Source organism: Kitasatospora purpeofusca, from assembly GCF_042691725.1.
GTDB lineage: Bacteria > Actinomycetota > Actinomycetes > Streptomycetales > Streptomycetaceae > Kitasatospora > Kitasatospora purpeofusca_B.
Genome location: NZ_CP170483.1, coordinates 1,369,782 through 1,385,034, shown reverse-complemented (window position 1 = coordinate 1,385,034; position 15,253 = coordinate 1,369,782). Strand labels below are relative to the sequence as shown.

Annotated in this window: 2 protein-coding genes; both read right to left on the bottom strand. The window is 77.4% G+C overall.

Annotated elements, in window-relative coordinates; all coding sequences use genetic code 11:
* Window positions 1-56 precede the first annotated feature (56 nt).
* Window positions 57-10,682, bottom strand: a complete 10,626-nt coding sequence (locus tag ACFCLZ_RS05335) for an SDR family NAD(P)-dependent oxidoreductase (RefSeq protein WP_380283511.1) — start codon at window positions 10,680-10,682, stop codon at window positions 57-59.
* Window positions 10,682-15,238: an SDR family NAD(P)-dependent oxidoreductase gene (locus ACFCLZ_RS05330; protein WP_380283510.1), complete on the bottom strand. Its 4,557-nt coding sequence runs from the start codon at window positions 15,236-15,238 to the stop codon at window positions 10,682-10,684. The genes ACFCLZ_RS05335 and ACFCLZ_RS05330 overlap by 1 nt, the downstream gene beginning before the upstream one ends.
* Between the last annotated feature and the right edge of the window lie 15 nt (window positions 15,239-15,253).

Sequence of the window (15,253 nt, the reverse complement as noted above, 5' to 3'; positions counted from 1 at the left end):
ACCGGGGCCGGCCCGGTGTCCGACGGACACCGGGCCGGCCCCTACCGCTCTCGCGATCAATCCAGGTCGGTGGCACCCCCCATGACCAGGTTGATCAGCGCCTCGCTGTCCATCTCGTCGATCGAGGCGGACGAGCCGGCGGCCGACGGCTCACCCTCCGCCGAGGCGGCCTCCCCGGCCAGGGGAACCCGGACGCCCGCCAGCTCCAGGAGGCTGTCCAGCAGCCCCGCGTCGCGGAGCCGGAACAGCGGGATGGAGCCGAGGATCTCCGCGACCTTCTCGTCGGTGAGCGCCTCCTCGCCGCTCTCCTCCTCCTGCGGCACCAGTTCCGTGGCCAGGTGATCGGCCAGGACCTGGGCGTTGGGGTAGTCGAAGATCAGACTGGTCGGCAGCTTCAGACCGGTGACGATCGTCAGCTTGTTGCGCAGACCCATCGCCGACAGCGAGTCGAAGCCGAGTTCGCTGAAGGCCCGGTCCGCCGGCACCTCCTGCGGGTCGGCGTACCCGAGGATCGTCGCCGCCTGGGTGCGGACCAGCTCCAGGAGGGCGGGTCCGCGCTTGGGCGCCGGCATCGCGGCGAGGCGCTCGCGCAGCGAGCCCGACCCGGCCTGTGGCTCCGCCTCGCCCGCGACCCGCTTCGCCGTGCCGCCGCGGACCAGGCCGCGCAGCAGCACGGGCAGTTCGTCGCCCGCGCGGTCGAGGACGGCGCGGTCCAGGTTGACCGGCAGCAGGACGGCGTCGGCCAGGCCGCCGGCCAGGTCGAACAGGGCCAGCCCCTGGTCCACCGTCAGCGCGCCCACACCGGATTCGGCGATCCGGCGCAGGTCCGACTCGCTCAGACCGGAGGCCATGCCCGCGCCGTCGGTCTGCTCCCACACGCCCCAGGCCAGTGACGTACCCGGCAGGCCGGCCGCCCGCCGGTCCGCCGCCAGCGCGTCGAGGAACGCGTTGGCCGCCGCGTAGCTGCCCTGGCCCGGCGCGCCGAGCACGCCGGACGCCGAGGAGAACAGCACGAACGAGGTGAGGTCCAGGCCCGCGGTGAGCGCGTGCAGGTTCGCCGCGGCCGCCACCTTCGGGCGCAGCACCGTGTCCACCCGCTCGGGGGTGAGCGAGGCGATCACGGCGTCGTCGATCACACCGGCCGCGTGCACCACGCCGCGCAGCGGCCGGTCGGCCGGGATCCCCGCGAGCAGGTCGGCCAGCGCTTCGCGGTCGGCGACGTCGCAGGCGACCAGCGAGGCCGTGGCGCCCAGGCCCGCGAGGTGCGCCTGGAGCTCGGCCGCGCCGGGTGCGTCGGCACCGCGGCGGCCGACCAGGAGCAGGTGGCGGACGCCGTGCCGGGCGGCGAGGTGTCCGGCCACCGCGCGGCCGAGGGCGCCGGTGCCGCCGGTGATCAGCACGGTGCCGTCGGGGTCCCAGACCGGTCCGTCGGCCGGGCCCGCCTCGGCGGGGGAGACGGCCGCGATCCGCGGGGCCAGCAGGGCGCCGGAGCGCACGGCGGTCTGCGGTTCCCCGCTCGCCGCCGCGGCCGCGAGCGTCCCGGCCGCGGTCGGCACCGCGTCGATGTCGACCAGGACGATCCGGTCCGGGTGCTCCGCCTGGGCGGAGCGCACCAGGCCCGCCACCGCCGCGCCGACCGGGTCCCGGGGCGCCTCGTCCCCGCAGTCCTGCGCGTCGCGGGTGACCACGAGGAGCCGGGAGTCGGCGAAGCGCTCGTCGGCCAGCCACTGCTGGAGGAACCCGAGCATGCGGTGCAGTCCGGCCCGGACGGCCTCCGCCGGCTCGGCGGCGGCCCCGGTGGCCGCCTCCTCGCCCACGGGGACGACCAGGGTGGCGACGCCGACCGCCGCCTCCAGGTCGGGCCGGACGTCGATCCCGAGGGCGGGCGACAGACCCCAGGGGTCGGTGCCGACCACGGCCCAGCCGGCGGTGCCGCCGGCCGCCGCCGCGTCCGCCGGCTGCCAGGCGAGGCGGTACATCGCGTCGGCGCCGACGGCCGTCGCGGCCGGCTGGGAGAGCGCGGCCGCGGGCCGCAGGACCAGCGAGCCGATCGAGGCGACCGGCTGCCCGGTGGCGTCCGCCACGTCCAGGGCGGCGGTGCCGGTGCCGGTCGGCCGCACGTGGACCCGCAGGCCGGACGCGCCGACGGCGTGCAGCTCCACCTGCTCCCAGGAGAACGGCAGCACGGGCTCGCCGCTCCCGGCCCGGCTCAGGCCGATCGCGTGCAGCGCCGCGTCGAGCACCGCCGGGTGCAGGCCGAACCCTTCCGGGTCGACCGGCGCCGACGGGTCGAACCCGACCTCGGCGAAGACCTCGCCGCCGCGCTTCCAGGCGGCGCGCAGGCCGCGGAAGGCCGGCCCGTAGGCGAGGCCCGCCTCGGCCAGCTGCTCGTACCGCCCGTCCAGGGACACCGGCTCGGCCCCGCTCGGCGGCCACGCCGTCAGGTCGAAGGACGGCTTCCCGCCGCTGCGGGCCAGCAGCCCGGTCGCGTGCCGGATCCACGGCCGGCCGGCCGGCCCGCCCTCGGTCCGCGAGTGGACGGTGACGGTGCGGCCGCCGTCGCGGCCCGGTGCGCCCACGGCGCACTGGACCCGGACGCCGTCCGTCCCCGGCAGGATCAGCGGGGCTTCCAGGACCAGCTCGTCGAGCCGGTCGAGACCGACCTGCTCGCCCGCGTGGAGGGCCAGCTCGACGAAGCCGGTGCCCGGGAAGACCACGGCGCCGGAGACCTCGTGGTCGGCCAGCCAGGCGTGCGTGCCCAGCGACAGCCGCCCGGTGAGCAGCAGGCCGCCGTCGCCGGCCAGTTCGGTCGCCGCGCCGACCAGCGGGTGCGTGCCGCCCTGCTCGCCGCCGACGCCGCCCCCGGCGCCCTGGTACCAGTAGCGCTTGCGCTGGAAGGGGTAGGTCGGCAGCTCGAGGATGCCGGGCGTGAGCCCGACGCCCCGGTACACCGCGGCCCAGTCCGGGGACAGGCCGTGGACGTGCAGCGCCGCGAGGCCGGACCACAGCGCCCGCAGGTCCTCCTGGTCCTTGCGCAGCAGCGGGGTGAGGACCGCCTCCTCGACGCCCTCGGCGCCGAGGGTCTCGCCGGCCAGCGCGGTCAGCGTGGCGTCCGGGCCGAGCTCGATGAACCGGGTCACGCCCTGGTCCCGCAGGGTGCCGACGCCGTCCGCGAAGCGCACCGCGTGCCGGACGTGGCGCACCCAGTACTCCGGGTCCACCAGCTCGTCCGCACCGGCCAGTCCGCCGGTCAGGTTGGACACCACCGGGATCCGCGGCGGCGCGTAGGAGATGCTCCGCGCGACCTCGCGGAACTCCTCCAGCATCGGCTCCATCAGGGCCGAGTGGAAGGCGTGCGAGACGGCCAGCAGCTTGGAGCGGCCGAAGCCCGCGCCCACCGCGAACACCGCGTCCTCGGCACCCGAGACGACGACCGACGTCGGGCCGTTGACCGCCGCGATGTCCACGCCCGGGACCAGCGCGGCCCGCACCTCGGCCTCGGACGCGGCGATCGCCATCATCGCCCCGCCGGCCGGCAGCGCCTGCATCAGCCGGCCGCGCGCGGCCACCAGCCGGGCCGCGTCGGCGAGCGACCACACCCCGGCCACGTGCGCCGCCGCGAGTTCGCCGACGGAGTGTCCGGCGACGTAGTCGGGGCGCAGGCCGAAGGACTCGACCAGGCGGTACAGCGCCACCTCGAGGGCGAACAGCGCCGCCTGCGCGTAGCCGGTCCGGTTCAGCGTCCCCTGGTCTCCCGCGAGGACCTCGCGCAGCGGGCGGTCCAGGTGCGGGTCCAGCGCGTCGCAGACCTCGTCGAAGGCGGCGGCGAACACCGGGGAGGCCTCGTAGAGGCCCGACCCCATGCCGGTCCGCTGGGAGCCCTGCCCGGAGAACAGGACCGCGCTGCGGCCGGCCGCCGAGGCCGAACCGGTGGCCAGGCCCGGGGTCTCCTCGCCGTCGGCCAGGGCCATCAGGCCGCGCAGGAAGTCCCCCCGCTTGGTCCCGACCAGCACCGCCCGGTGCGCGAACGCGGACCGGGTGCACGCCAGCGAGTAGCCGACCGACGCGAGGTCCTGGTCCGTGCTCTCGTCGAGGTAGGACAGCAGCCGCTCGGCCTGGCCGCGCAGCGCCGCGGGGGTCCGCGCGGAGACCGGCCAGGCGACGACGGCGGGAGCCGCCTGCTCGGGCGCGCTCTCCTGCCCGGGCGCGGTCGCGACGGCGGGCGGCTCCTCGATGATCACATGGGCGTTGGTGCCGCTGATGCCGAAGGAGGAGACGCCGGCCCGGCGGACCCGGCCGCCCTTGGGCCAGGCGACCGGCTCGGCCAGCAGGCTGACGTGGCCGGACGACCAGTCGACCTCGGGCGAGGGCTCGGACACGTGCAGCGTGCGCGGCAGTTCCTCGTGGCCCAGCGCGAGCACCATCTTGATCACCGCGGCGGCGCCCGCCGCGGCCTGGGCGTGGCCGATGTTCGACTTCACCGAGCCGACCCGCAGCGGCCGGTCGGCGGGCAGCTCCGCGCCGTAGGTGGCCAGCAGGGCCTGGGCCTCGATCGGGTCGCCGAGCCGGGTGCCGGTGCCGTGCGCCTCGACGGCGTCCACATCGGCCGCGGTCAGGCCCGCGTTGGCCAGCGCCTGGCGGATCACCCGCTGCTGGGCGGGGCCGTTCGGCGCGGTCAGGCCGTTGGACATGCCGTCCTGGTTCACCGCCGAGCCGCGGACCAGGGCGAGCACCGGGTGACCGTTGCGCCGGGCGTCGGAGAGCCGCTCCAGGACGAGCATGCCCACGCCCTCGGCCCAGGCGGTGCCGTCCGCGTCCGCGGAGAAGGCCTTGCAGCGGCCGTCCGCGGCCAGGCCGCCCTGCCGGCTGAACTCGACGAAGGTCTCCGGGGTCGCCATCACGGTGACGCCGCCGGCCAGGGCGAGTGAGCACTCGCCGCTGCGCAGCGCCTGGCTCGCCCAGTGCAGCGCGACCAGCGAGGAGGAGCACGCCGTGTCGACGCTGACCGCCGGACCCTCCAGGCCGAGCGTGTAGGCGATCCGGCCGGTCACGATCGAGCCGGTGCTGTTGCTGCCGACGTAGTCGTGGAACTGGACGCCCGCGTAGACGCCGGTCGCGCTGCCCTTGAGCTGCGACGGGTCGATGCCGGAGCGCTCCAGCGCCTCCCAGGACGCCTCCAGCAGCAGGCGCTGCTGCGGGTCGACCAGCGCCGCCTCCTTGGGCGGGACGCCGAAGAAGGCCGGGTCGAAGTCGCCCGCGTCGTAGAGGAACCCGCCCTCGTTGACCGAGGTGGTGCCGGGGCGCAGGCCCGCCGGGTCGTGCAGCGCGGCGAGGTCCCAGCCGCGGTCGGCGGGGAACGGGCCGATGGCGTCCGAGCCCTCGGACACCAGCCGCCACAGCTCGGCCGGGGAACCGACCCCGCCGGGCAGGCGGCAGGCCATGCCGACGATCGCGATCGGCTCGTCGTGGTGGTTCTGCTGCGCGGCGACCGTCGCGACGGTCCCGGAGGTCTCGCTCAGCAGGTGCTCGGCGAGGGCGGCCGGGGTCGGGTAGTCGAAGACCAGCGTCGCCGGCAGCCGCAGCCCGGTGGCCGCGTTGAGGTTGTTGCGCAGCTCCACGGCGGTCAGCGAGTCGAAGCCGAGCTGCTGGAACTGGCCGGCGGGCTCGACGTCCGCGGCCGAGCCGTAGCCGAGCACCGCCGCGGCCTGCGTGCGGACCAGGTCCAGGGCGGCTGCCGCCCGGTCGGCCTCGGGCAGCGCGGCCAGGGTCCGGCCGAACGGGGTGTCACCGTCGCCGGTCCCGGCCGCGGTCCGCAGCCGCCCGGGGCCGGCCAGGTCGTGCAGCGGCCGGGGCAGCGCGGCGGCGCGGTCGCGGAGCACCGCGAAGTTCGGCTTGACCGGGACCAGCGCGGCCAGGCCGGTGGTGAGCGCCGCGTCGAACAGGGCCAGGCCCTCCCCGGTGGACAGCGCGGCCAGGGCCGCGGTGCCGACCGGCCGGCCGGAGCCGGCCATGCCGCCGGGCTGCTCCCACTGGCCCCAGGCCAGCGAGAGCGCCGGGCGGCCCAGGGCGCGGCGGTGGGCGGCGAAGGAGTCCAGGAAGCTGTTGGCGGCGGCGTAGTTCGCCTGGCCGGGCGCGCCGAGCACACCGGAGACCGAGGAGAACAGGACGAACGCGGCCAGGTCCGCCCCTTCGGTCAGGGCGTGCAGGTTGATCGTGCCGTCCACCTTGGGACGCAGCACCGCCGAGGTCCGCTCGGGCGTCAGGGCCGTGACCACGCCGTCGTCGAGGACGCCGGCGGCGTGCACCACCGCGGTCAGCGGGTGCGCGGCGGGCACGGCCGCCAGGGCCGCGGCCAGGTCCTCGCGGTCCGCCACGTCACAGGCCACCGCGTCGACCTCGGCGCCCGCCGCGGTCAGCTCGGCGGTCAGCGCGGCCACCGCGTCCGGGCCGCCGCGGCTCAGCAGCAGCAGCCGGCGCACACCGTGCTCGGCCACCAGGTGGCGGGCCAGCACGGTGCTGAGCGCACCGGAGGCGCCGGTCACCAGGACGGTGCCCTCCGGGTCGAACGCCGGGACCGCCGGGTCCGCCGGCCGCGGCAGCCGGGTCAGCCGGGCCACCCGGGCCGCGCCGGCGCGCAGCGCCACCTGCGGCTCGCCCGAGGCCAGCACCTCGGGCAGCAGGGCGTCGAGGTCCGACTCCCCGTCCGCGTCGAGCAGCACGAACCGGCCGGGGTGCTCGGCCTGGGCCGACCTGACCAGTCCCCACACCGCGGCGCCGGCCGGGTCGGTGACGTCCTCGCCATCGACGGACAGCGCGCCGCGGGTGACCACCACCAGGACCGGGCCGTCGGCGGAGTCGTCGGACAGCCGCGCCTGCACGGCGCGCAGCGCCTCCGCGGTCGCCGCGTGCACGGCCTCGGCGTCGGTGCCGGCCGGGCCGGCGAAGAGCTCGTGGCGGACCGCCGGGCCGGGCCGGGCCGCCGAGGCCGGCAGCGGCCGCCACTCCAGGCGGTACAGCGGGGCGGCGGCGGTGGCCGTGGGCAGCACCAGCGGGCGGAAGGCGACCGAGTCGATCGAGGCCACCCGGTCGCCGGCCGGGTCGGTCACCTCGACGGCGAACGCGTCGGCGCCGGCCGGGACGAAGCGGACCCGCAGCACCGTGGCGCCGGTGGCGGACAACTGCACGCCGGACCAGGAGAACGGCATCCGCCCCTGGTCCCGGCCGTCCTCGCCGTCCTCGCCGTCCTCGGCGCCGCCGACCGCGCGCAGCGCGTGGGTGGCCGCGTCGAGCGCCGCCGGGTGCAGGCCGAACGCGCCGGCCCGCTGCGCCTCGCTCTCGGGCAGCCGGACCTCGGCGAAGATCTCCTCGCCCTGCCGCCACACCGCGCTCAACGCGCGGAACGCGGGCCCGTAGTCGATCCCGGACGCGGCGAAGGCGTCGTAGAGCCCGTCCAGGGCCACCGGCTGCGCCGCGCTCGGCGGCCAGGCGGCCGTCCGGGCCGGCGGGGCGTCGACCGCGGGGGCGAGCAGACCGGTGGCGTGCAGGGTCCACTCCGGACCCGGGCCGGACTCCTCGGGCCGCGAGTACACGGTCAGCACCCGGCGTCCGGCCGCGTCCGGCGCGTCGACCGCGACCTGCAGCTGAACGCCCGTCCCGGCCGGAACCACCAGCGGGCTGCTGAGGGTGAGCTCCTCGACCCGGCCGCAGCCGACCAGGTCACCGGCCCGCACGGCCAGTTCGACGAACGCGGTGCCGGGGACGGTCGCGACGCCGCCGAGCACGTGGTCGGCGAGCCAGGGCTGGGCCTCGACCGACAGCCGGCCCGTCATCACCGCGCCGTCGGTGTCGGCCAGGACGACGGCGGCGCCCAGCAGCGGGTGCTCGCCGCCGCCGTAGCCGGCGGCCGCCAGGCCCGCCGCGGCCACCGTGGCCGAGCCGCCCGCGCCGCCGCGGGCGTCGAGCCAGTAGCGCCGGCGCTGGAAGGCGTACGTCGGCAGCTCGGCGCGCCGGGCGCCGCTGCCCGCGAACAGCGCCGCCCAGTCCACCTCGGCGCCGCTGACGTGGAGCCGGGCCACGGCCGCCATCAGCGTGGCCGGCTCGTCGCGGTCCTTGCGCAGCACGGGCACCAGCGTGGCCGGGCCGGCCGCGTCGGCCAGGGTCTCCTGGGCGGGCGCGATCAGCACGCTGTCCGGCCCGATCTCGGCGAACCGGCTCGCGCCCTCGGCCTCCAGGCGCCGCACGCCGTCGTGGAAGCGCACGGTCTCGCGCACCTGGCGCACCCAGTAGTCGGGGTCGGCGAGTTCCTCGGCCGAGGCCACCCGGCCGGTCAGTCCGGAGACCACCGTGACGGCCGGCGCGTGGTACGTCAGCCCGGCGGCGACCTCGCGGAACTCGGCGAGCATCGGGTCCATCCGGGCGGAGTGGAAGGCGTGCGAGACCTTCAGGCGCACGGTCTTGCGGCCCTGGTCGCCGAAGTGCGCGGCGATCTTCAGGGTCGGCTCCTCGTCACCGGAGAGCACGACCGAGCGCGGGCCGTTGACGGCGGCCAGGCTCACGCCGTCGGTCAGCAGCTCGCGCACCTCCTCCTCGGTGGCCTGGACGGCGACCATCGCGCCGCCGCCGGGGAGGTCCTGCATCAGCCGGCCGCGGGCGGCGACCAGGGTGCAGGCGTCGGCCAGCGACAGCACCCCGGCCACGTGCGCGGCGGCGAGTTCGCCGACCGAGTGGCCCAGCAGCAGGTCCGGGGTCAGGCCCCAGGACTCGACCAGGCGGTGGAGGGCGACCTCGACGGCGAACAGCGCGGGCTGGGTGTACCGGGTCTGGTTCAGCAGCCGGGGCTTGCCGAACACCACCGCGCGCAGCGGCTGGTCGAGGTCGAAGCCGGCGCACACCTCGTCGAAGGCCGCCGCGAACACGGGGTAGGTCTCGTACAGGCCCTTGCCCATGCCCACGTGCTGGGCGCCCTGGCCGGAGAAGAGGAAGGCGGTCAGCCCCGGGTCGGCCGCGCCGTGCAGCACGGCGGTGCCGTCCGCGAGGGCGGCCAGGGCGGCGCGGTCCTCGGGCCCGCGGCCGGCGAGCACCACGGCCCGGCGGTCCAGCGGGGCCCGGCCGGTCGCCAGGGAGAAGCCGATGTCCACCGGGTCGGCCCCGGGGTGCGCGTCCAGGTGGGCCAGCAGCCGTCCGGCCTGGGCCCGCAGCGCGTCCTCGCCGTGCCCGCCGAGCGGCCACGGGACGGGCGCCGCGCCCGGCCACCCGGCCTGCTCCGCCGCGCCGTCGGCCGCGGCCGGGGCGGGTTCGGGCAGTTCCAGGATCACGTGCGCGTTGGTCCCGCTCACGCCGAAGGACGAGATGCCGGCCCGGCGCGGCGCGCCGGTCTGCGGCCACGCGCGCCGGGCGGACAGCAGCCGCACGTTCCCGGCGGACCAGTCGACGCGCTCGGAGGGCTTCGCGGCGTGCAGGGTCTGCGGCAGCACGCCGTGGCGCATCGCCTCGACCATCTTGATCACGCCGCCGACGCCGGCCGCGGCCTGCGCGTGCCCGATGTTGGACTTGATCGAGCCGAGCCACAGCGGGCGCCCGTCGGCGCGCTCCTTGCCGTAGGTGGCGAGCAGGGCCTGGATCTCGATCGGGTCGCCGAGCACGGTGCCGGTGCCGTGGCCCTCGACCGCGTCGACGTCGGCGGCCGCCAGGCCGGAGTCGGCCAGGGCCTGGCGGATCACCCGCTGCTGGGACGGGCCGTTGGGGGCGGTCAGACCGTTGGACGCGCCGTCCGAGTTGACCGCGCTGCCGCGGATCACCGCGAGCACCTGGTGACCGTTGCGCCGGGCGTCGCTGAGCCGCTCCAGCAGCAGGGTGCCGGCGCCCTCGGCCCAGCCGGTGCCGTCGGCGCCCTCGGCGAAGGCCTTGCAGCGGCCGTCGGGGGCCAGCCCGCGCTGCTTGCTGAAGGCGATGAACGGGCCCGGGGCGGACATCACCATCACGCCGCCGGCCAGGGCCATGGCGCACTCCCGGCGGCGCAGCGCCTGGACGGCCAGGTGCAGGGCGACCAGCGAGGAGGAGCACGCGGTGTCCACGGTGAGCGCGGGGCCCTCCAGGCCGAACGCGTAGGCCACCCGGCCGGAGATCACCGAGGCGGCGTTGCCGGTGCTCAGGTAGTCGTCGATGACCGCGGCCACCGCGCCGGGCGCCAGGTCCTCGTAGTAGTCCTGGCTGCCGCTGCCGAGGAACACCCCGACCCGCTGCCCGGCCAGCCCGCTCGGGGCCAGGCCCGCCCGCTCGAAGGCCTCCCAGGCCAGTTCGAGCATCAGGCGCTGCTGCGGGTCCATGGTCAGCGCCTCGCGCGGGGAGATCCCGAACAGCCCGGCGTCGAACTCGGGCGCGCCGTGGAAGAACCCGCCCTCGTTGACGTAGGTGGTGCCGGGGTGGTCCGGGTCGGCGTCGAACAGCGAGCCGCCGTCCCAGCCGCGGTCGGCCGGGAACGGGCCGACCGCGTCGGTCCCGGAGGACACCAGCTGCCACAGGTCCTCCGGGGAGCGCACGTCCCCGGGGTACCGGCAGCTCATCGCGACGATCGCGACCGGCTCCCGGTCCGCCGCCTCCACCTCGCGCAGCCGGCTGCGGGTCTCGTGCAACTCGGCGGTCGCCCGCTTGAGGTAGTCGAGCAGCTTTGCTTCCTCAGCCATCAGAAACCCTCGCCGTTTCCGCTCGATCCGAGCTCTTTGTCCAGCAGGTTGAACAGGTCTTCCGCGCTTGCGGATTCGAGCACACGGGCCAGCTCGGGGCCGGCTCCTGCGGCGTCCTGGGAGCCGCCCGGGGCACCGCCCGGGAAGCCGCCCGCGCCGCCCAGCCGGGCGGCCAGGGCCTGGAGCCGGGGGCCGAGCCGGGCCCGCTCGGCCTCCTCCGGGGAGAGCCCGGCGACCAGGGCCTCCAGCCGGTCGAGTTCGGCGGACACCGCCGCCGCACCCCCGGGGGCCAGGTCGGCGAGCTCCGCCTCGATGAACTCCGCCAGCGCCCTGGGGTTGGCGTGGTCGAACACGACGGTGGCCGGCAGCCGCAGGCCCGCCGCGGTGCTGAGCCGGTTGCGGAACTCGACCGCGGACACCGAGTCGAAGCCGAGGTCCTTGAAGGTGCGGCCGGGTTCGACGGCGCCGGCCCCCTCGTGGCCGAGCACGGCGGCCGCCTGCTCGCGCACCACGCCCAGCACGATCCGGGAGCGCTCCGGCCCGGCCCGGCCGCTCAGCCGGTCGGCCAGGCCGGGGCCGTCCGGGGACGGCCCGTCGGCCGGGTCCCCGCCCGTCAGGGCGCGGACGGCGTCGGGCAGTTCGCGCAGCAGCGGCCGGGGGCGGGCCGCGGTGTAGACCGGGGCGAACCTGGCCCAGTCGATGTCGGCGACGACCAGGTGGCTCTCGTCCCGGCCCAGGGCCCGCCACAGTTCGTCGAGCGCCGCGTCGGGGTCCAGGGAGGCCAGGCCGATGCGCCGCAGGTGGTCGTCCGCCTCGGCGTCGACCATGCCGCCGCCGGCCCAGGTGCCCCACGCGATCGAGGTGGCCGTCACCCCCCGGGCCCGGCGCCGCTGGGCCAGGCCGTCGAGGTAGGCGTTCCCGGCCGCGTACGGGGCGCGGCCCGCGGTGCCCCAGACGGCCGCGCCGGAGCCGAAGAGCACGAAGGCCTCCAACGGGCGGTCGCCGAGCACCCGGTCCAGGTGGTGGGCGCCGGCGATCTTGGCCCGGGTGGCCCGGGCGAACTCCTGCGGCGTCAGGTCCGTCGGCGCGCTCTCCGCGGGCAGCTGCCCGGCGGCGTGCACCACGGCGGTCAGCTCCGGGAGCCCGGCGACCAGCTCGGCCACCGCCTCGCCGTCGGTGACGTCGCAGGCCACGACGGTCACGGCGGCGCCCAGCGCGGTCAGTTCGGCTTCGAGCTCGGCCGCGCCCGGGGCGCCGCGGCCCCGCCGGCCGGCCAGCACGAGGTGCTCGGCGCCGGAGCGGGCCAGCCGGCGGGCCACGGCCGCGCCGATGGCGCCGGTGCCGCCGGTGACCAGCACCGTGCCGCCCGGCCGCCAGTCGCCGCCCGTCCCCGGCTCGTTCGCGTCCAACGGGGCGGGGACCAGGCGCCGGGCGTAGGCCCGGGCGCCGCGCACGGCGACCTGGTCCTCGTCGGCCCGGCCGGTGAGGACGGCGCAGAGCAGGCCGGCCGCCTCCGGTCCGGGCTCCGCCGGCAGGTCGACCAGACCGCCCCAGACGGCCGGCAGGTCGAGCGCGAGCACGGTGCCCGCGCCCCACAGCGCGGCGGCCGAGGGATCGACGTCCTCGCCGTCCTCGACGGCCGCGCCGGACCGGGTCACGCACCAGAACGGCGCGGCGATCCCGGCGTCGAGGACGGCCTGGAGCAGCGGGAGCGTCGCGGTGACGCCCGGCGCGGGGACCTCCTCGGCCTCCGGTTCGGCCGGCGCCAGCAGCGAGAGCACGCCCGCGGGCCGCTCCTCGCCGAGGAGCTCCGTGATCCGCGCGCCCAGCGCGGCCCGGTCGGCCGCGGTGGCGTCCACGGTGAGCCGGACGACCTCGGCACCGTGCGCGGTGAGGGCCTGCACGACCTGCTCCGGCGCCGGGGCGCGCTCGTCGTCCACGACCAGCCAGACACCGGACAGCGCGGGCTCGGGCAGGTCGGCGACCGGGGCCCACCGCACCCGGTAGCGCAGCGAGCCCGCCGAGGCCGCCGCGGCCTCCGGGGCCGCCGGAGCACCGAACGGCTCCGGCGTCGTCCAGTAGGACGTGTGCTGGAACGGGTAGGTGGGCAGGTCGACGGTGCTGCCGTGGGGGAAGAACGCGGCCCAGTCGGCGGTGAAGCCGCTGACGTGCAGCTCGGCCGCCGTGAGCGCGAACCGCTCCAGCGCGGCGACCGGGTCGCCGTCCGGGCCGGGCGCCTCGACGACCACGGCCTCGTGGTCGAGGGCCGCGAGCGTCTCCCGCACCAGGGCGGTGAGCTCCGGGTCCGGACCGACGGCGAGGAAGGCGCGGTGGCCGCGCTCGGCGAGCTCCTTGACCACCGGCGCCGGGTCGGCCTCCCGGCCGAGCGCGGCGAGCCATGCCCCGGTCCCGGTGGCGTCCAGGTCGAGCCGGCCGCCGATCGCGGTCGAGTACACCGCCGGGCGGCGCGCGGCCGGGTCCGGGTCCGCGGCCGGCCCGGGGCGGTCGGGCAGGCCCGGTCCGTCGGCCCGGCCCAGCGAGGCCGCGGCCCGTGCGCCGTCGGCGAGCGACAGCAGCCCGGCGACCGTCGCCGCGGCGACCTCGCCCGGGCCGTGCCCGAGGACGGCGTCCGGCTCGACGCCGTGCGCCCGCCAGAGGGCGGCCAGCGCGACCTGCACCGTCCACCGGACCGGGTGCGCCACCTCCGGCAGGTCCGTGGACGGCGCGCCCGGGGCGCCGCGCAGCACGTCGGAGACCGACCAGCCGAGCAGCGGCGCGAGTTCCCGGTCGCAGGCGGCCACCTGCTCGGCGAAGACCGCGGATCCGGCCAGCAGTCCGGCCGCCGCGCCGGGCTCGGGGGAGTCCTGACCGGAGAACACGAACGCCGTCCGGCCGGTGAGTTCGGCGCTCCCGGTGACGGTCCCGGCCCCCGGGCGTCCGGCGGCCAGCGCGTCGAGCGCCGCGAGCAGCTGCGCGCGGTCCCGGCCGACCAGCACGGCCCGGTGCTCGAACGCGGACCGGCCGGTGGCCAGCGAGCGGCCGAGGTCGGCGAGCGCCAGCTCGGGACGGGCCCGCAGGTGACCGGCCAGCCGGCCGGCGACCGCCGCCAGCGCCGTGGGCGTCTTGGCGCCCAGCGCGAACGGGACGACCCGGGGGTCGGCGCCGGGTTCCGCATCGGGCCCGGGCTCGGGCGCGACGGCCTGCTCCAGGACGACGTGGGCGTTGGTCCCGCTGATCCCGAAGGAGGAGACCGCGGCCCGGCGCGGCCGGCCGAGCTCGGGCCAGTCCTCGTTCTCGGCGAGCAGCCGCACCGCGCCGGCGGACCAGTCCACGTGCGGGGTCGGCTCGGACAGGTGCAGGGTCCGGGGGAGCACGCCGTGCTCCATCGCCAGCACCATCTTGATGATCCCGGCGACGCCGGCCGCGGCCTGCGGGTGGCCGAGGTTGGACTTGACCGAGCCGAGGAGCAGCGGCTCGGTGCGCCGCCCGTAGACCTCGATCAGGGACTGCGCCTCGATCGGGTCGCCCAGCGTGGTGCCGGTGCCGTGGGCGTCGACCGCGTCCACCTCCGCGGGGGTCAGGCCCGCCGCGGCCAGCGCCGCGCGCAGCACCCGGACCTGCGCGGGGCCGTTGGGCGCGGTGATGCCGTTGCTGGCCCCGTCCTGGTTCATCGCCGAGCCGCGGATCACCGCGTGCACCCGGTGGCCGTGGCGGCGCGCGTCCGACAGCCGTTCGAGCACCAGCACACCGGCGCCCTCGGACCAGGAGGTGCCGTCGGCGTCGGCGGAGAAGGCCTTGCAGCGCCCGTCGGGCGCCAGGCCGCGCTGGCGGCTGAAGTCGACGAACATCTCCGGGGTGCCCATCACGGTGATCCCGCCGGCCAGGGCCAGGTCCACCTCGTCGCGGCGCAGCGCCTGGCAGGCCAGGTGGGTCGCGACCAGCGAGGAGGAGCACGCGGTGTCCAGCGAGATGGCCGGGCCCTGGAGGCCGAGGCTGTACGCCACCTGGCCGGAGACCAGGCTGCCGCCGGGGCTGCCCTGGATGTAGTCGTGGTACATCAGTCCCGCGTAGACGCCGGTGTTGCTGCCGTGCAGCGTCGTCGGGTCCAGGCCGGCCCGTTCGATCGCCTCCCAGCAGACCTCCAGCAGGATCCGCTGCTGCGGGTCGGCGCGCCGGGCCTCGTTGGGGCTGATGCCGAAGAACTCGGCGTCGAAGCCGCCGGCCCCGGGCAGGAACCCGCCCTCCCGCACATAGGTCCTGCCCGGCTTCCCGGGCTCGGGGTCGTAGATCGACTCGGCGTCCCAGCCCCGGTCGGTGGGGAACCCGCCGATCGCGTCCCGGCCCTGGGCGACCAGGTCCCAGAGGTCCTCCGGGCCGTCGACACCGCCCGGGTAGCGGCAGCCCATGCCGACGATCGCGATCGGTTCGGCCGCGGCCTCCTCGACCTCGCGCAGCCGCTGTTTGGTCTGCTGCAGGTCGGCGGTCGCGCGCCTGAGGTAGTCGCGCAGCTTGTCCGCCGTGCCCGTGTCCTGAATCCCCGTGGTCCGGTCTTCCATCCCCCGCCCCTTCGC

Coding starts and splice junctions, on each gene's coding strand:
- ACFCLZ_RS05330 (WP_380283510.1), bottom strand. CDS start 15,238: ATGGAAGACCGGACCACGGGGATTCAGGACACGGGCACGGCGGACAAG.
- ACFCLZ_RS05335 (WP_380283511.1), bottom strand. CDS start 10,682: ATGGCTGAGGAAGCAAAGCTGCTCGACTACCTCAAGCGGGCGACCGCC.